Source organism: Cyclonatronum proteinivorum, from assembly GCF_003353065.1.
GTDB classification, from domain to species: domain Bacteria; phylum Bacteroidota; class Rhodothermia; order Balneolales; family Cyclonatronaceae; genus Cyclonatronum; species Cyclonatronum proteinivorum.
Map to the genome: position 1 here is coordinate 86,454 of NZ_CP027806.1, position 17,664 is coordinate 104,117.

14 protein-coding genes are annotated in these 17,664 nt (G+C 54.1%); 9 read left to right on the forward strand and 5 right to left on the reverse strand.

Annotated elements, in window-relative coordinates; all coding sequences use genetic code 11:
* Positions 1 to 129 precede the first annotated feature (129 nt).
* A complete protein-coding gene (locus CYPRO_RS00345; protein ID WP_114982602.1) occupies positions 130 to 1,944 on the reverse strand; it encodes a polysaccharide biosynthesis/export family protein in 1,815 nt (604 codons plus the stop codon).
* A 349-nt stretch (positions 1,945 to 2,293) separates the two neighbouring features.
* Here CYPRO_RS00345 and CYPRO_RS00350 point away from each other — a divergent pair, with 349 nt between their 5' ends.
* The 4 genes from CYPRO_RS00350 to CYPRO_RS00370 all read left to right on the forward strand — a co-directional run bounded on the left by CYPRO_RS00350 (position 2,294) and on the right by CYPRO_RS00370 (position 5,150).
* The gene (locus tag CYPRO_RS00350) at positions 2,294 to 3,166 is read left to right on the forward strand and encodes an NAD(+)/NADH kinase (protein ID WP_114982603.1); all 873 of its coding nucleotides are present in this window, start codon (positions 2,294 to 2,296) and stop codon (positions 3,164 to 3,166) included.
* Positions 3,167 to 3,245: 79 nt separating this feature from the next.
* Positions 3,246 to 4,199 carry a malate dehydrogenase gene (mdh, locus tag CYPRO_RS00355; protein ID WP_114982604.1) on the forward strand — a complete coding sequence of 318 codons (954 nt, stop codon included), beginning with the start codon at positions 3,246 to 3,248 and terminating at the stop codon, positions 4,197 to 4,199.
* A gap of 270 nt (positions 4,200 to 4,469) precedes the next feature.
* Entirely contained in the window at positions 4,470 to 4,940 is a 471-nt protein-coding gene (locus CYPRO_RS00365) for a type II toxin-antitoxin system VapC family toxin (RefSeq protein ID WP_114982606.1), read from the forward strand.
* Between the two features lie 3 nt (positions 4,941 to 4,943).
* A complete protein-coding gene (locus CYPRO_RS00370; protein WP_114982607.1) occupies positions 4,944 to 5,150 on the forward strand; it encodes a hypothetical protein in 207 nt (68 codons plus the stop codon).
* A 201-nt stretch (positions 5,151 to 5,351) separates the two neighbouring features.
* On the opposite strand, the gene CYPRO_RS00375 is transcribed toward CYPRO_RS00370, so the two are convergent.
* Both CYPRO_RS00375 and CYPRO_RS00380 read right to left on the reverse strand, forming a co-directional pair.
* Complete coding sequence (locus CYPRO_RS00375) at positions 5,352 to 5,717, reverse strand: DoxX family protein (RefSeq protein ID WP_114982608.1); 366 nt, start codon at positions 5,715 to 5,717, stop codon at positions 5,352 to 5,354.
* Between the two features lie 48 nt (positions 5,718 to 5,765).
* Complete coding sequence (locus CYPRO_RS00380; protein WP_164682405.1) at positions 5,766 to 8,360, reverse strand: agmatine deiminase family protein; 2,595 nt, start codon at positions 8,358 to 8,360, stop codon at positions 5,766 to 5,768.
* A gap of 243 nt (positions 8,361 to 8,603) precedes the next feature.
* Here CYPRO_RS00380 and CYPRO_RS00385 point away from each other — a divergent pair, with 243 nt between their 5' ends.
* Together CYPRO_RS00385 and CYPRO_RS00390 are read left to right on the forward strand one after the other, a co-directional pair.
* Positions 8,604 to 9,506, forward strand: a complete 903-nt coding sequence (locus CYPRO_RS00385; protein WP_114982610.1) for a DMT family transporter — start codon at positions 8,604 to 8,606, stop codon at positions 9,504 to 9,506.
* A 38-nt stretch (positions 9,507 to 9,544) separates the two neighbouring features.
* A complete protein-coding gene (locus CYPRO_RS00390) occupies positions 9,545 to 10,534 on the forward strand; it encodes an alpha/beta hydrolase (protein WP_114982611.1) in 990 nt (329 codons plus the stop codon).
* A gap of 27 nt (positions 10,535 to 10,561) precedes the next feature.
* Here the strand turns inward: CYPRO_RS00390 and CYPRO_RS00395 are convergent, their stop codons facing one another.
* A complete protein-coding gene (locus tag CYPRO_RS00395) occupies positions 10,562 to 13,093 on the reverse strand; it encodes a hypothetical protein (RefSeq protein ID WP_114982612.1) in 2,532 nt (843 codons plus the stop codon).
* Between the two features lie 181 nt (positions 13,094 to 13,274).
* Positions 13,275 to 13,472: a hypothetical protein gene (locus CYPRO_RS00400; RefSeq protein WP_114982613.1), complete on the reverse strand. Its 198-nt coding sequence runs from the start codon at positions 13,470 to 13,472 to the stop codon at positions 13,275 to 13,277.
* Positions 13,473 to 13,820: 348 nt separating this feature from the next.
* Here CYPRO_RS00400 and CYPRO_RS00405 point away from each other — a divergent pair, with 348 nt between their 5' ends.
* Genes CYPRO_RS00405 through CYPRO_RS16390 form a run of 3 tightly spaced genes read left to right on the forward strand, consistent with a single transcriptional unit; the run spans position 13,821 to position 17,617 of the window.
* The gene (locus CYPRO_RS00405) at positions 13,821 to 16,247 is read left to right on the forward strand and encodes a TonB-dependent receptor (protein WP_114982614.1); all 2,427 of its coding nucleotides are present in this window, start codon (positions 13,821 to 13,823) and stop codon (positions 16,245 to 16,247) included.
* 59 nt (positions 16,248 to 16,306) lie between these two features.
* On the forward strand, positions 16,307 to 17,329 hold the full coding sequence (locus CYPRO_RS00410) for a sensor histidine kinase (RefSeq protein ID WP_114982615.1): 1,023 nt from the start codon (positions 16,307 to 16,309) through the stop codon (positions 17,327 to 17,329).
* A gap of 6 nt (positions 17,330 to 17,335) precedes the next feature.
* A complete protein-coding gene (locus CYPRO_RS16390) occupies positions 17,336 to 17,617 on the forward strand; it encodes a hypothetical protein (RefSeq protein ID WP_124245465.1) in 282 nt (93 codons plus the stop codon).
* The last annotated feature ends 47 nt before the right edge of the window (positions 17,618 to 17,664 follow it).

Genomic DNA, 17,664 nt, shown 5'->3' on the forward strand with positions numbered 1-17,664 from the left:
TTTAGGTTGATTTTGGGGAAGTGTGCTGTCGTCGTGAATTTCACCTAAGGTACACAAAGCACATCACAAAAACAGTCACGGGCTGTTAACAACATCGCAGCTGCAAAAAGTATCGCACCCTTTTTTTATTTAACGGGTGATGGCTACATATGCGGTAATAACACTTGTGATCGTCGCGATACCAGTCATGACAAGCTGAATATTTCGGTTTCGCATTTCCCTCCGGCGAAACTCATTTTCACGAACCATATCAAGCGACTCAAAGGGCTGACGGTCCACAAAGATCAGATCACCGGATTGCAGGGTTGTTTCTCCGGGAGGCAGCCAGGCATAGCTGCCGGCCTTGATGACAAACACGCGGTCCGGATCGGAGGCCAGGGCAAAACCACCGGCACGGCGGATATACTCCTGCGCGCTCACCCCTTCCGTGAAGGTGTAAAAACCGGCATTCATCACCTGCCCGAACACAAACACGCTTTGCTGATCGCGGGGGATGTGGAGCACATCGTTTTCATAAATGCGGACCTGCGCAAGCTGTTCGGGGTCAGACAGGTCTATATGCACAATGTTCTGCCCGAGACTGTCTTCCAGCTGCAAATACTGAAACCCTTCCAGCAGCTGATCTGAGCCGCGGCGTATGCGGTCAGCTTCGTATGCAAAGGGATTGAGAAAGTCCGGCACAGGCTCCCAGCTTGCCCGGTTACGGGTCAGTCGGGCTGCAGGCGCATTGGCCTGCGGAGTCACTCCGCCTGCAAATTCGAGGAGTTCGGCAGCTGTTGTAACACCGCGCTCAATGGGGAATACGCCCGGAAAGTTGGCTTCCCCTTCCACGCGGGCGGCAAAGTTGTTACGCCGCTCAGCATCAAAGCCTACAACAATGCGGTCGTTGGGCAGCAGGGGGAAATCGGAGGGATCCGTCACGGTAATCCGCTGCATACCGTTCATGGTAAAGCGCTGAACTTCAATTCTGTCGCTGTCTGCGTCAAAGGTAAGCCCGCCTGCAATGCGAAGGAGGTTTTCAACCGTGTCATCGGGCTTATAGTCTGCCGTAAACGGACTCATCACCGAGCCCGAAACCGAGACCTGCGGCGCAAATTCCTGCCGCTTGCGCACTACAACTACGTCGCCGTGCTTGAGTTCCGGGTTGCCTTCCAGCAGGCCGCCAATGCTGTAAGAGACGAGATCACCCTGCACCGTTTCTCCGCCGCTTCTCCGAATTTCGACGCCCCTGAACGCAAAGCGCCCGTTGAGGATGAAATCCCGGCTCAGATTCGGCAGCTCGGCCGGGCTGCGAACGTTCATCCGGCTCATGTCCGGACGGACAGCACCACGGCGGAGGTCATCGGCATCCTTTTCAAAAAAAGCGGGCAGCACAGCCTGATCAAGCCGGGTGTGCGCAGGCATAAAGTAAGAGCCGGGATTCGGCACATCACCTGTAACGTGCACGGTTATCTGACGCGGCCGCTCTACAGTGAAGGTTGCTTCGGTATCGCGAAACGTGCTTCGAACCAGCGCATTGACGGCATCCTGCGCTTCACCAATCAGCATATTGCTCACATTAACGGAGCCAATATTGGGCAGGGTCAGCATCCCCTGCGGATTCACATGCAGCCCGCGGAAAGTGCCGCTTTGGTTGCCGGTCAGCACAACTGTAACGAGATCCCCGGGACCTACGCGGTAGGTAGCAGGATCAATCGCATCCCCGGACAGGCGGGTCATCCCAAGGTTAATCCCAAACTGATCCAAAAAATAAAAGCTGCCCGACACGCCGCTCATATCCATAGGAGAAGTCTGAATCGGGTTTACCTGTTGTGCCCGGCGTTGCATCAGGTCCTGACTCTGACGCGACATTGCAGGTTCAGCAATAGCAAGCAGCAGGATAAGCAGGGCAGTACAGAAGGCTAATACACGGGCATTAAGGATATTAGCAGAAAAAGGAGGCATCAAAATAGACAGGGTCAAGAAAAAGATGGCGGTTTCGGATAGGCTGAAGTTTGATCGCTGATTTACCGGCCTGAAAACGTACGGATTCTACCTGTTCAGACCTGCGAGGTTCCCGTTTATGCAGGAATCATGCATTTGTTCAATCAGCTTCATTAACTTCCAAATATACCCAAACTGTTTTTTGGATAAAACCACAGTTGAACAGGTATACGCTGTGCTATTTGGGGAATTAGATGAAGGGTGATTTAGAGCATAACACATGGCGAAACACAGCCGCGCGCATTTTTTTTCGCAGGGCTTTATTTTTCCGTATATTCCCACAATTCATATTACAATATAAAGCTTTGAAATGAACATCAGCCTGATCGTGAATGCAGATATCCCCGAACGGTGCGTAGCTACGCGTCAGATTCAGGATATTCTGACAGGTCAGCGGCAGCAGGTATTGCTGCATGAGGCGCTCATTAACCGGCTTGAAGTGTCCGCCTCCCCCTATGTTCAAAGCTTTGCTACCGAGCAGGAAGCCGTAGCACAAAGCGATGTGGTCATCTCCGTTGGCGGCGACGGCACCATGCTGCACACCGCCCGGCTTACTGCTGAGACCGGCAAGCCCATTCTGGGAATTAACGTCGGCAAGCTGGGTTTCCTGGCCGATACGCAGCTTCCGCAGGCTGAAGAAGCCATCCGGCAGCTCATCGGCGGACAGTGGGAAACCGAAAGCCGTTTCACCCTGAAAGCACGGGCCGCCGGCAGCACCGAGGACTTTTTTGCCCTGAATGAATTTCTGTTCACGCGGCAGTCCGCTGTTTCCATGATCACGCTGGAAGTCTTTTTCGGCGATCAGAAAGTGAACAAATACTGGGCCGACGGCCTCATCGTTGCAACGCCGACCGGTTCAACGGCCTACAACCTCTCAGCAGGCGGCCCCATTTTGCTGCCTGAGGTGCCGGTTATGGTCATCACGCCGGTTTGTCCGCACGCGCTCACTACGCGCTCCCTGGTGATGCCCGCAAACCGCAGCATCCGGATTCGCGCAGTGCCGCCCGAGCAGCAAATTTTATTTTCGAATGACGGTAAAATTTGTAACCTTACCGAAAATCAGCCGCTTGATATTCAAATAGAACGCAGTGAATTTGATGTCCGGCTTGTTAAACTTCCCGGCCGCAATTATTTCGAGACCCTGCGGGAAAAACTCATGTGGGGCATGGACCTCCGCGACTAAACCTGCAGCAGTGGCCTTATAAAACCAATCTGAACACTACCCTTCAACCAATAGTATTACCTTAAAACCGAAAAATATTATGAAAATCACAGTAGTAGGAGCCGGCGGAAACGTAGGCTCAACCGCAGCCCTTACCGTAGCCCAGCGTAACTTTGCCAAGCAGGTCGTAGCTATCGACCTCGAGAAAAAAGACGGCGAAAAAACTTTCTATCCGGCTAAAGGCCGTGCCCTTGATCAGTGGCAGACCGCCCCGATTCACGGCTTCAGCACCCATCTTTTCGGCAGCAGCAACTACGAAGACACCAAAGGCTCTGACATCTGTATCATCACCGCCGGTGTACCGCGCCGCCCGGGTATGAGCCGCGACGACCTTCTGAGCATCAATGCCAATATCGTGAAAAGCGTAACCGAGCAGCTCGTTGCACACTCGCCTGATACCATCATCATTGTGGTTTCCAACCCGCTTGATGTGATGACCTACGTAGCCTGGAAAGCTTCCGGACTGCCATCTTCCAAAGTGATGGGCATGGCCGGTATCCTTGATACCGCCCGCTACTGCGCATTCCTCGCTGAAGAGCTCAACGTTTCCCCGAAAGACATTCAGTGCCAGATTCTGGGCGGTCACGGCGATACCATGGTTCCGCTGCCCCGCTACACAACCGTTTCCGGTATCCCGATTCGTCAGCTCATTTCTGACGAAAAACTCAACGCCATCATCGAGCGCGCCAAAGTGGGCGGCGGTGAACTCGTAGGCCTTATGGGCACCTCCGCCTGGTACGCACCGGGTGCCGCTGCCGCACAAATGGCCGAAGCCATTGCCCTCGATGAAAACCGCATCTTCCCGTGCTCCGCATGGCTGACCGGCGAGTTTGGCCACAAAGACCTCTACATCGGCGTTCCGGTTAAACTGAACCGTCAGGGTATCAGCGAAATCGTACAAATTGATCTCGACGCCGACGAGCAGAAGCTGTTCGACGACTCCGTAGCTTCGGTCCGCACCGCACTTGAAGACCTCGAGCGCATCATGAAGTAAGCCTGCGTAACGCAATCTTATTTTCGATGAGCGGGAAGGAAAGGCCTCAGCGCCTGAATCCAATCCGCCAAAAATTAAAAGCCCGCCGGGATTTGTTTCCGGCGGGCTTTTTTAAATTGGCTAGTTATTTCCAAGATAAATTGGACAAGTTTACGCTATCTGTTAGCTCAATCACCAACTTTCTGTTGCGCAGCAGAGTAAGTCCAACTAATTTGGTTGTAAGTCAGAAGATTTGGCTTCTGAATGAAATAAATCCTAATCTAAGTTTTGATGAAAAGTACCATTTACATTGAAACGTCATTTATAAGTTACCTGACGAGCAGAGCTTCAAGAGATTTGGTAACAGCTGCACGACAACAACTTACACAGGAATGGTGGGAAAAGTATCGAAAAAATTATAGCCTGTATATTTCGCAGGCAGTTCTTGCTGAAGCGGGTAGTGGTGACTCGATAGCTGCAAAAAGGCGCCTCCATCTTTTAAACAGAATTCCAACTTTAGTTATTTCTGATGAAGCTCGCATATTCGCTGAATTTCTTGTTAAAGAAACTCCATTCCCCCCGCAAGCAACAGTCGATGCATTGCACATTGCAGTTGCAAGCGTTCATAAAGTTGACTTTATTATAACTTGGAACTTCAGGCATATCGCTAATGCTTCAATCCGCTCAAAACTTGAAGTCCTTGCCCAAAGCAAAAAATTATCCCTCCCTACAATTTGTACACCTGAAGAATTAAGATTTTGACCTATGACTGAAGATGAAGTAATCACCGAAGTACGCAGGGCGCGTGAGCAAATCTCCGCCCGCTTTGATAATGACCTGGAGAAAATTGTTGCTTTTTTTCAGGAAGAGGAAAAAAAGTCACGTGCAAAACTGCACAACCTCCAGGACAAGAACAGCAAACCATCATCTTCCTCCGGAGAGAAAAACACCGGTGAAAATGATACTCCTTAATAGTTGATTTATTTCACTGAAAGGAAGTGCGTTTGCCTCCGGCATCAGATCAACAATCGAACAACCTCAGCCTCAGGTCAGGGTCTTTGAAAAGTATGAGACCTGACCGTATCCTTAAGAGAATGCTCTCACCATCGGCATTACCTATAATAAACCGCGCAAATCGGGTCTTATCCCAAAAATCCGCGTTCCATTTATCCTTCAGTTCATAAACACAATCAATAGGCTAAGCCCCAGCATGATGAGCGCGGGAAGGGAGCGCATGGGCGGATCGCCGATTTTTACGTGCATCATCAGCGCGCCGACCATAAGCAGGGCAATACCCGCTGCGGAGGGCAGCACCAGCCCCGGCTCCATGAAGCCGATCAGCAGCAGGGTTGCCAGCGCAATCTTCAGAAAGCCAACCGCCTTCATCATCCAGGCGGGCAAGCCGTAAGCGGCGAACTCCTCTTCCATATTTTTAGCATCGCCGCCCCGGTAGGGCGTCGGCTTGCCAAAGCGCAGCAGCCACACATTGTAGATGCCGGCGGCCACGATAATTTTTGCTGCAATCGATAGGATTTCCATAAGACGTAGAATTTAAGGTCAGATAAATCGGGGAGAGGATAACTTCCGCTATTTCACCAGCGTCATGCGGCGTGTGAGGGTTTGGGTGCCGCTTGTGAGGCGGTACAGGTAAATGCCGCTTGCCAGGGCACCGGCATTGAAGCTCACGGTGTGCTTTCCGGCTGCGTGCATCCCCTCGGCGAGGGTCGCTACCCGCTGCCCCGTAAGGCTGTACACTTCGAGCCGGACTCCCGCGGCCTCCGGCAGCTCAAAACCGATGACCGTTGCAGGGTTGAACGGGTTCGGATAGTTCTGGGCAAGGCTGATTCCCGCCGGGCGCTCCTGCTGTGCGGGGGCACTCAGCGGACCGGAACGGAAAACAATGACCGAGTCAGCGGCAGCCGGGAGCTCAACACTGAAAGGGTTGAATCCCGCATCTCCTGAAAACAGCTCTCCATCGCTAAACAGCAAAATTTCATAGAAGGCATCTTCTGTTTGTTCGGATGCGCTGAGGCTGAGCGTGACCGGTATCGCAGCGCCCTCCGCATCAAGCGGCTGACGCAGGCTGATGTGCACCGTATCAGCCTCAGCAAGCCAGCGGTCACCGGCGAGGCGTGCATCGAGTACGGGCGCCCCCACAGGAGCAGCGGGTGGAAACAGCCAGGTTGCCGGGTGCAGGGCGGCATCTTCATCCCCCAAAGCACCTTCGAAGAACAGCGGCAGTGCGGCAAGATCGTCCCCGGCCGTAAACTGAAGCCGGGTGAACTGCTCCAGCATCTCAGACGCCGGCGCACTGTCCCGACCCCCATCGTCGCCGGGGTTCAGGGTTACCGGACCGGCTTCTGCCGCGTAGAGCCAGTACCCGCGACCCGGGGCGATCTCGGTATCGCGCTGCAGTGCAGCGCCGTGCCGGTAGAGCGTGCCGGTGACCAGCTGAGGTGCAGACTGCTGCGCACCATCAAAGCCGACCACGCCCAGCGGACCCGAAATCAGGTTCCAGCCTTCGGAAAGCTCGAGCGTGACCTCGTTCAGGAAGCTTCCGCCGAGCAGGGCATCAACCGGCTGCGTTAGTTCCATCCAGAAGCCCAGACCCGGAGCAGGGGTTTCAGTCGGCAGGTAGCCTTCCGTTTCACCCGAAAAAACAAGCGGTGGATGTGGGGCGGCGTCCCCGAAAATATCGCTGAAGCCAAAACCGGGCACGCTCAGGTCAGCGGGTAAACCGGCAAGGTGCCATCCTTCGCTAAATCCAAAACTGAGCAAATCGGTATCGACCTGAAAGCTGCGGGCGCCGGGCTCGCCGATGAGCGGCCAGGTTTCAGCGCGACCGCTTTCGTCGGCAGCCGCAAAATAGTAGTGCACGGTTTGGGCAGAACCGGGGGAAAACTGCCCAACCCAGGTGTGTCCGGACACCAGCGTGAGCGCGCTTTGCTGCCACGGGCCTTCATCGAGGCGGTAGTGCAGCAAGAGCGATTCTTCAATCAGGGCCGCGCCGCTGTAAGGGATGAGGTCAACTTCCAGCTCAAAAACCGGCTGCCAGGCCTGCGTGCCGGTCACGGGCAGGTGCCGCATGTAGAGCATGCCGCGGTCGGGGATTTCCTTCACCCGGCAGTGCAGGGCGTCGGAGGAGTTCCAGCCGGTATTGCCCGGATTCAGGAAACCCAGAATCTCGTAGCCGGGCAGCGCCGCCTGATAGGCCTCAATGGCGGCCTGATCGTGCACGGTGCCCATTAGCGGCACATACACGCGCTCGTTCAGAATAAGCGAATTCGTGTAGGGATGCGGCTGATAATTCCAGGGGGCATTCGGGCTGAGGTCGGGCGTGTCAATCCGATACACCTGATAGGGCGTGCCCCAGCTGCTGACCGCGTTGGCGAAGTAATCGGCTACCAGCTCGTGATCGTCGTAATAAGGTGTACCTTCCGGAACCCGCGCAATCAGGATTTTATCGACGTCCAGGAACTTGGCCCAGGTATCAATGTGCGCGATGGCAGACTGCTGCGGATCAATGGTGACGTGATAGGTTTCGGTGTTCAGATACTCGAACATGTTTTGCAGCACCAGCTCTTCATTGAAGCTGTTTTCTTCCCAAATCAGATCGGTGGATGCCGAGGTGTTCCAGCCGTCGGTCATGTAGTTGCCGCCGGTGTGTACGACGGGCATGCCATAGTGCGGGATCTCAAGCTGATTGGCCAGCGCCAGGGGAATCTGATCATCAAGCGGGCGCGGACGGTTGTAGATGAAATCCACAATGCTGACCTGATGGTTTTCGTCGGCAATGTAGAAAGGTCCGTAGTCGCGTGTCCAGACCGAGTTGGTCGGGGCGGTGAGGAAGGTGATGTTTTCCATATTTGCACCGGCATTCTGATAGGCCGTGGTTGCCTGATTCCGCTGAAAGGTGCTGCTCACGAGAGTCGTAACGGTTACATGCTCGCTCATGGCAACAACAAGATCAACCGGGATCCAGAGCGGCCAGCGGACGAGGGCGCCTTCGTTGCGCTCGAACTCGGCGATGTTGCGTACGGTGCCGGTCGGAGGTTCCGTTGGCGTAAAATGGAGGCCGATTTCGTGGAGGCGGGTAAGTTCTTCTTCCGTCAGTGCTTTAGGGAGGGAGGTTTCATCAAATGTCTGGGCAAGCACGGGGTTCAGGCCTAAGCAAGCGGCCATAATCAGAAATAAAAAACAGCGAGCAAAAAGAGCGGAGGCCTGGCCGGAAACAGCTGCTCCGGATGTGTAGCGGGTGGAAATCATGCGGATAAGACTGTGTGAATAAAAACAAGTTGGGGCAATATAAGAGAATGCAATTGTAATAAAAGTCTTCCCAACAGATTTGAGCTTCAGAGGCGGGGATTTGTTGTAAAAATCAGCTATCATTCCCGCTTTCAGTATTTCCCTGACAAACCGATTGTTTTGAACCGAACCCTGCTTACTGAGCTTTCCCTGCTGGCGGTTGCCCTTATCTGGGCGCTGAATTTTTCCGTTGTGAAGTTTTCGCTGGTGGAAATTGACCCGATGAGCTTCAATGCTTTTCGGTTTTTGCTGGCTACCCTGTTTATGTACTTTGTGCTGCTGCGGAGCGGTCAGAAGCTGGTGATTCACAAGGGTGACTGGCTCAAAATAATCGGCCTTGGCTTGCTGGGCAACCTGGTATATCAGTCGCTGTTTATTGTGGGCATTAACTTCACCTTTGCTGCCAATGCTGCCGTGATGCTGGGCACCATACCGGTATGGATTGCGGTGGTGGGCCGGGTCTTTTTCGGGCAGGAGCTAAACTGGTTCACGATTGCAGGCGTTGGTGCGGCATTTTTCGGGATTTTCCTGATCATGGAAGGGAGCGAAACGGGTATCACGCTGAGCTCCGAAAATATTGTCGGGGATCTCATTATTCTGGCTGCTGCTTTTGTGTTTGGCCTCTACACCCTGTTTACCAAACGCATGCTGGGCCGCTACACGCCCATTCAGTTCACCATGCTGATGATGCTCACCGGCGGCGTCGCTCTCATCCTTGCCGGACTCCCGTGGATCGTGCGTCTGGATTTCGCCTCCGTGAGCGCCGCGGCCTGGGGCGGCACGCTCTACAGCGGCCTGCTCTCCATTGGCATGGCCTACATTATCTGGAATTACGGCGTCAGTCAGGTAGGTCCGGTGCGCACTGCGACTTTCCAAAACCTTGTACCTGTGCTTGGGCTGGTTTTCGGCGTGGTACTTCTCAAGGAGCCCCTGCTGCTGTGGCAGTATGTGGGGGCAGCTTTCATTATCGCAGGCATTGTGCTGGCACGGACAAAACCAAAGCCCAAAATTAAAACAGCCTGAACATAAACTCAGATCACCCCTTTTACAGCAATAACTTCATGATGATTACATCGCCCGCCCTTTTCGTTTCTTTCAGCCTGCTGCTGGTTTTGACAGCATGCGTTCCTTCCGGTGATCAAAACGAACAAGATCCGGATATATCCGGGTTCTCAGCCACAGAAATTGCGGCGCAGGATGATCCGACAATCCCCGTGCCTTTCACCGGTCAGATCGTTCGCTTCAGCCTAACTTCCGAATTTGTCGATGCCCGTCTTATGGATGTCTGGCTGCCCGATTCGTACGACGGTCAGAACCCGCACCGGGTGCTGTACATGCACGACGGGCAGATGCTGTTCGATGCCACCCACACCTGGAACAATCAGGAGTGGCAGGTGGATGAGGTCAGCGGGAGCTTAATCGCGGAAGGGCAAGTTGCACCTTTCATTGTGGTGGGCATTTGGAACAATGGCGACTACCGCCATGCCGAATATTTTCCCGAGGGTGCAGTTGCGTACCTGCCGGAATCCGCAAAGGCAGAACTGGAAGCGCGTCATCAGGGCGTGCCCCGCGCGGATGGCTATCTGCGCTTTCTGACGAATGAACTCAAGCCGTTTATCGATCAGCGATTCACGGTTAAGCCTGAGCGGGAAGCGACGTTTATTGCCGGATCAAGCATGGGCGGCCTGATTTCGATGTACGCGCTGATGCAGTATCCTGATATTTTTGGCGGAGCCGCCGCGCTCTCCACCCATTGGATCGGGCTTTCAGAACAAAACGAGGCCTTCCCAGAAGCCTTCCGCAGCTACATTTCAGGCCGCCTGCACCTGCTTACCAACCACGCCCTGTACTTCGATTTCGGCACGGTAGGCCTGGATGCGCTTTACATCCCCCATCAGGCCGCCGTAGATTCCCTGCTTGGTGCCAAAGCTCCGGAAGGCCTGCGTCACGTGAGCCGGCGGTTTGAAGGCGCCGGGCATAATGAAACGGACTGGGCCGCCCGGCTTCACGAGCCGCTGCTGTTTCTCATGCGGGATGACCATTCACCCTGACAGCGGACAGCGGACAACTGACACCGGCTACGGGCAGCTCTCTCCGCCCATAAGCATGCCTTCAATGGTGTAGCCGGTACCACGCAGCCGGCGGGCGTTAGAGAGCGTTCGCAGTTCCATTTCGAACTGACTGCCATAGTAAGGCATACCTGCGAGCGGGTAGATCGTGAGCTCACCGGACCGCATTTGAAGTGCTTCGGACATGCGCGGCTGTTTGCGCATTCTGCCGGGCTCACCGGTTGGCGTTCGGGTAGGTTGGGCAATGGCTTTCATCAGGCTGCCATAGACTTCAAAATCAGAGGTTACCAGGCGCCCTTCGCCATCATATCGCGCACGCAGGGTCAGCTGAGCGTTACCGTCTTCAAACTGCCCGCGCATTTCAAGATGATGGATCCCGTGCGTATTCACCCGCCAGCTGCGGATTTCACCGGTAACGCATTCCGAGATGGGCGCCTGCGGCATGCCATCACTTGCCGGCAGTGTCCCTTCCACATAGGCTACAAAGCTACAGCGATCGAGTTCCGTCATGGCGATCTCAAACTCATTCAGGCATGAGAAGCGCTCATCAATCACCAGCGCGCTGATACTGATACTGTGCCGCCGTGGCTGTGCGTCAGGTCGGGACCGTAGGCCGGTAATAGAGGTGCTTTCAGCGGTGAGGGTTACGGGGAAGTCATCCGGATCAGAAGAAAGCTGAATGGTAACATCATGGTTGTTGGTACCGCCCGTCTGAATGCTATGCGCCGGATTGCTCACAGACCATGTGACCTGCTCATTGTTGGCATGCCGTACCCGGGCATGATATGCTAAGGCCGTGCCGGGTTCTTCCTGCGTGTTTCGTGCAATTGCGCCGCTTGCTGTGGTAATCCGTACTTCAATCGGTTCGGTATTGACCGGGATATACTGTAACGGCAAACCCCGCTGGCAGCCGGAAGCGCCGGGCGTCATGAGTTCGGCGGCAACGCACACGTAGGGCGACGCCTGCCCTGTTTCACGGACTTCAAAATGCTGATGGTCAATTTTTTCGAGATAATGCTCCCGCCCTGATACCCCCGTGCGGGAGACCGTCCAGGGCTCTTCCGTAATATCAACCGGCCCAAAAATACAGGCCGGGAAGTTCATACCCTCCAGGTTCAGCTCACTCAAAATATCCCCGATTCCGATGCCCAGCCCTTCCTGCTCGAGACTGGTGAGCCAGGGCGCCCGGCTGCTTACCCCGCGATAAGCACGTTGCAGCACTCTTCCGCCTCCGGCTGACCACGCGACTTCAGTGAAAGCCTGCGCAATATCAAAGGCTTTACTGTAGGCCAGCACTTCCGCCTTATTCCAGCGGACATCAAACTCCTCGTCATCTTCCTTAAACTGATAAGGACCTTCGTGGGTAAGGGTGAAACTTCCGAGCTCCGTCGGAAGGATCGACTGCGAGATTTCGGTAGCCAGATTTGCAAGCGCGACTCCGGTGCCCATCATGTTTGCAGCAGCAACAGCACCCACACGCGATGCAGCCGCGCCCTTAGGGCCTGCCATAGCACCGATTGCAAATAACCCGGCTTGCAAATCCGCAACATGATTACCGGCCTGCTCAATATCGCTGATTCGGTTTTGTGCCCACTTCTGATCCTGAAAATATAGTTGCAGGCGCGCAGCTGAAGGCTGATAAAACGGCCCTTCACATTCTTCAACCATAGCCGGGGCGGCATAAGCCATTTCCATACGCGGCGGTGTAACGCGAAAGGCGGTCCCTGCACCGGCGAAAGCATACAGCCCGTCGGACGAATCCTGCTGAAAAAGACTGCCGGTTTCAAAGCCATCCGACCCGTCCGGATTTTCCCGGTACGGAATGTCATCCCCCCGGAATTCAAAACGTGAGAACGACTCGCCCGAAAGCGCAGGCCTGTTCGCATAAATGGCCTCGATCACCTCCCACTCTTCAGGGGTAAGCGTTTCCTCATGGTACGCCCCTGAGAAGAGGACTTCGAGCCCCGGCCAGTCTTCATACCCATAGACGAGACGCGAAGCCCAAATAGCCGGTCGCTCTGCAAAGGGCACATCCCCGAAATCGGCTTCTGCCAGAACCGGGGACAGCGGTTGGGTGACCTCCCCAAAAGTATCCATCACCTGACGGAAGTTTTGGAGGTAGTCCTCAAAAAAGCCCGGTGCAGCGGGCAGCGCCTCAATGTGAAACGAAAAATCGCCGCAGCTGTGCAGGTCACCCTCGGGTTCATCATCCAGAAACCGGAGATGTACCGCAAGCGGCTCCAGCGAAAATTCAGGATTGACCGGCGTATACATCAGATAGCTGCCGTCGGCCTGTACGTTGGCCAGCACCCGTCCGGCCTCCTCGCCTTCCAGCATAATCTGAAGAATAAGCTCCTCCCCTAAGCCCTCCGGTATACCGCTGATTACAACCGGCGTAAACGGCACCGCCGCATTTTGAGAGAAGTCAATGGTTTCACAAGTCAGCGTTTGTGCTTTTATTTCAGCTGAAAGAATAAAGATCAGGCACGCAGAGAAAAACAGCGCAAGCCCGGTGCGCAGGTCGGATACAGGAAAAAGCATGGTTCGTCTGATTGGTTGAAGAAGAAGAATACCGGCAAAATACCACCCGAATGAAAGGTTAGAATTTGCGAAATGCTGCCTTCACCTGCAAGCTGCTCATTTTCAATATGTTCCGTTACATCCACCTCCCAAAAATCAAACCCTGCGCGAAATCACGCAGCACCCCTGATTTGCGGATATGTTACCCCTGCGCTTGTTTCCGCAACTGACGCCACCTCAGCGAACCAGCGATGACCGAAATAACCGTATAGGTAATGAGATTGCTCACGGAAAGCACGAAATCGCCCCCAAAGAAACTGCTCCAGGTTAAATCTAAAACAAAGTGAAGAAAGCACATTGCACCGAAAAACATGAAGAAATTGACAAACCAGTCATTCATAAAACAAAATTTTAGAAGTAAACAGGAAAATAAGTACAGCTACAACCTCAGTTAGAGAATCACAACCAAATCCACCGGCTTGTCGTTGCAGCCTTTGGCAGACGATACAGCTTCTAAAATACCAGGAAGCCGTGGTTAATTATGATACGGAGTGTAGGGGATGGCTTCCCCTGTGCACAAATCTTTCTTTTCCTGTGCCGGGAATCTTCCGGACCCGCCGTTCAGTGCTTAAATACGACCGTTTGTCGGGGCTCCGTCGGCTATCGCTTTTCGCAGCCGTAATTTTGGGACGTTCAACACCCCGGTCCGTCTTCTGACGAACCTGAAGTACCCAAAATTTATCCGGCTATGCATTTCACTTTTGATACCTACACTTTCTTTCTGCGTCACCTGCTCATAAACAAACGGCTAAACTGTCTCTGGCTATTGCTCTGTTTTTTGGGGATGATGATGTCCTTGCCTTATCCCGCACAGGGAATTAATTCGGCTAAACTGCCCTATGCTACAGCGCCCTTTTCAGATGATGACCGGCAGCCGGGCCTGATTCGGGGCGTCATAACCGATCAGCAAACCGGCGAAACCCTGATTGGGGTAAATATTCTGCTGGAAGGTACCACAACGGGAACAAGCTCAGCGGCGGATGGCAGCTACCGGCTCGAAGCCTTGCCGCCCGGGATTTACGCCCTGCGGTTTTCGTATGTGGGCTATGAGACATTTGTCCGTACGGATGTCATAGTGCGGCCTGGCCGGGCAACGCAGCTCGATATAAGCTTACAGGAATCGGCTTTTGATGCCGAGGCCATTACCGTACAGGCGGGTTATTTTCAGCGGCGGAATGATCAGCCGGTGAGCTCAGTGAGCTTTAATCCCGAAGAAATCCGGCGGGCGCCCGGCGGCGGGCAGGAAGTGCTGCGGATTGTCGCCCTGCTGCCTTCGGTAGCTTCTGTAGGGGATACAAGGCAGGACATTCTCGTGCGCGGCGGCAGTGTACTGGAGAATACCTACATCGTGGATAACATCCCCATGCCGGGCATTCAGCACTTCCGGCAACAGGGCGGTCAAAGCAACGGCCCGATCGGAATCATCAATACGGATCTTGTTGCAGATCTCTCATTTCAGGGAGGAGCCTTTGGCGCGTCGTATGGTGAAGCGCTGAGCTCGGTTACGAACATTACTTACCGGGAAGGCAGCCGTAACGGGCTTGAAGGGGATGTCAACTTTAACATGGCAGGGGCAGGCGGCACCCTTGAGCATGGACTCGCTGAAGGCCGTGGCAGCCTGCTGCTTTCAGCACGGCGCAGCTATCTTGATCTGATTGCAGATGCCATCAACGCAGGCGGTGCCCCACGTTACAGCGATGCGCAGCTCAAAGCCGTGTATGATCTGAACGACGCCAACCGCCTGAGTCTGATTAATATTTACGGAAGCAGTCAGTTCAGGTCGCGGGCCGGCGATGCGATTGATGCCGGTTTGGATGAGATTGCCAGCGTACGCAACTGGCAAAATACGCTTGGGGCAAATCTCCGAACCCTTTGGGGCACGGGATTCTTCACCAATACATCCCTTTCATGGTCCGTCACCGGGGATGAAACACGGACATTCCGGCTTCGGGAAGCTGAAGCAGGTGATCTTTTTCTGGAAGACCCTGAGTTCGCGCTGAATGCGGAAGCACAGCTTTTTGCCCTGCGTTCAGTGAGCTACAGGCAGCTTGGACGCCGTGCAGGGATTGAGTTCGGCACCGATGTACGCCACGAAAGAACCCAATTCGACTACACACTCGCACAGGGTTTCGACCGTGCAGGCAATGTGGTTCCGGCCTTTAGGCGCGATACAGCGGTTAATGGTACGTTAGCTGCGGGTTTCGCGACCCTGCAGCTGCGTCCCCTGTCCCGACTCAGCGTCAATGCCGGTCTTAGGGCCGACTATACCAGCTACAACAGCCGCACGGACTGGTCACCGCGGGCCTCTCTGCGCTATGCACTCAGCAGCCGATGGAGCGCAAGCGCTGGCTGGGGGCTTTACCATCAGGCTAATCCGCGTTTCCTGCTATCTCAAAGCGGCACAAACCGCACACTTGCCAATCCCCGCGCCATGCACTGGGTTGCAGGTCTTGCGTATCAGATCACGCCCGAAACCCTGATTACCCTGGAAGGCTATTACAAAGGGTACAGCCGCATGCCACAACTGCCCGGAACAACCCAAAACAGCGATCCTGGCTTTGTATTCGACCGCGCCGGCAGCTGGCTGCCTGAACTGGTTTCAGAAGGAAAAGGCTATGCACGCGGCGTCGAGCTGCTGCTTCAGAAAAAAATGGCCGACGGCTTCTACGGCGCCGTTTCTGCATCCTTTTTCCGCACACGCTATCAGGATTATCGCGGCAATTGGCAGGACCGGGACTTTGATATCCGCTATCTGTTTTCCGTAAACGGCGGGTGGCGTCCCAACAACAATTACGAACTAAGTGTCAGATGGAGCCTGCAGGGCGGCGGCCCCCGTACTCCTTTTGATGAAACAGCATCTGCAACGCTGGGCAGCGGTGTACTCGATATGTCGCGTTTCAATGAACTACGCAGACCCGCTTTCCACGCTCTTTACGTGCGGGCCGACCGGCGCTATTTTTTCCGTTCCACAAACCTGGTTACCTTCATTGAAATCTGGAACGCCTACAACCGCAGCAATCCGGACAGCTACGCATGGAGTAGCATCACAAATCAGGAAACACGCATCAATCAGTTCAGTATCCTGCCCGTTGGCGGGGTGAGCTTTGAGTTCTGATGCAAAGCATCGCCGGCCCGGGCGAGTCCCCATCCCCGAAAACAACCAAAACCTAAACTATGGATCTGCAGGAAATCCGGGAAATTGGCAAACAGCTGCTCAGAATCATCCCGCTGGTAACCCTTATCAGTGCAGGAATTATGTCACTGGTTTTCGGGCTGCTTTTTGGCACTATGCCGTACTTGCGGATTCTTGTGGGTTCTTTTGTTTACACAACTGTATTCTCTGCGGTGATGGTGACAGCTTTCCGTCAGCTTGATGCACGGCGGCCACCCGTAAATGCCCGCAATATTGCTACACATCTCGTTATCCTGAGCCCGCTTTCGCTGCTGTGCTACGGGCTTGCCTCCTGGCTGATCACCACCATTTATGGGGAAGAAATGCACGGCGCAGGCTCTGATCAGATTATCTCTTTTTTGTTAACCATGATGATTACCGTAGCCGTACTCGGCGTTTTTTACGTGCAGCTTTTCCTGCAGCGGGAAAAAGAAGCCCGGCAGCAAATGGTAAAAGCGGAGCTTGCGGCTCTCAAAGCCCAAATCAACCCGCATTTTTTGTTCAACTCACTAAATTCCATTGCCGCGCTTAGCCGGATTGATGCCGCAAAATCGGAGCAGGTGACCGAAGACCTCGCTGACCTGTTCCGCTACAGTCTGCGTGCATCGGGCCGGGAAACCGTCTCTTTGCGTGAAGAGCTTGCGGCCTGTGAACTTTATCTTGCGATTGAGCGGGCCCGGTTCGGAGAGCGGTTGCAGGTTCGACACGAAATCGAAGAAGAAATTCTTACTACATCGGTACCGGCGCTCATTCTGCAACCGCTGGTGGAAAACGCCGTGAAGCACGGGCTTCAGCAAACGCCGGGCGACTTCACCCTGCTCATTGAAGTCAAAAATGCCCCCGAGGGCATTCTGATTTCCGTAACGGACAGTGGCCCGGGCATGGATCCTGCTGAGGAAGCTGCCTACCTGCGCAAAGGCACCGGCCTGAGCAATGTGCAAAACCGGCTCCGGCTTCAGTTTGGCAACAAAAGTAAAATAAAGGTGATGCACAATGGCATCTGCCTCATTCTGCCCGTTTCCTGAACCGGCATGAACACTTTACCAAATGAAGCCCCTGAAACATCGCCTGCATTATTCATAATCAAACCAGATTTATTGGCTAAATACAAGTTTAAATTTAGCTTAGCAAAAATGACCAGCAACCCAGGTTTGGGTATAGCCAAAGACTGCGCACCGAGCGGAGCAATTCCCGCGAAACTAAATTTCCCTGCGGACGAGGTTGAAGCTAAAAACACATGCTCAGGGTACTTCTGCACCCATCGCTTAGATTTCAGATTCGCCTTTCCGACAAGAAAATTTCTTGGTGAATAATGCGGGATAAGTATATTGGCACAGATATGAACCCTTATTTCAATCTG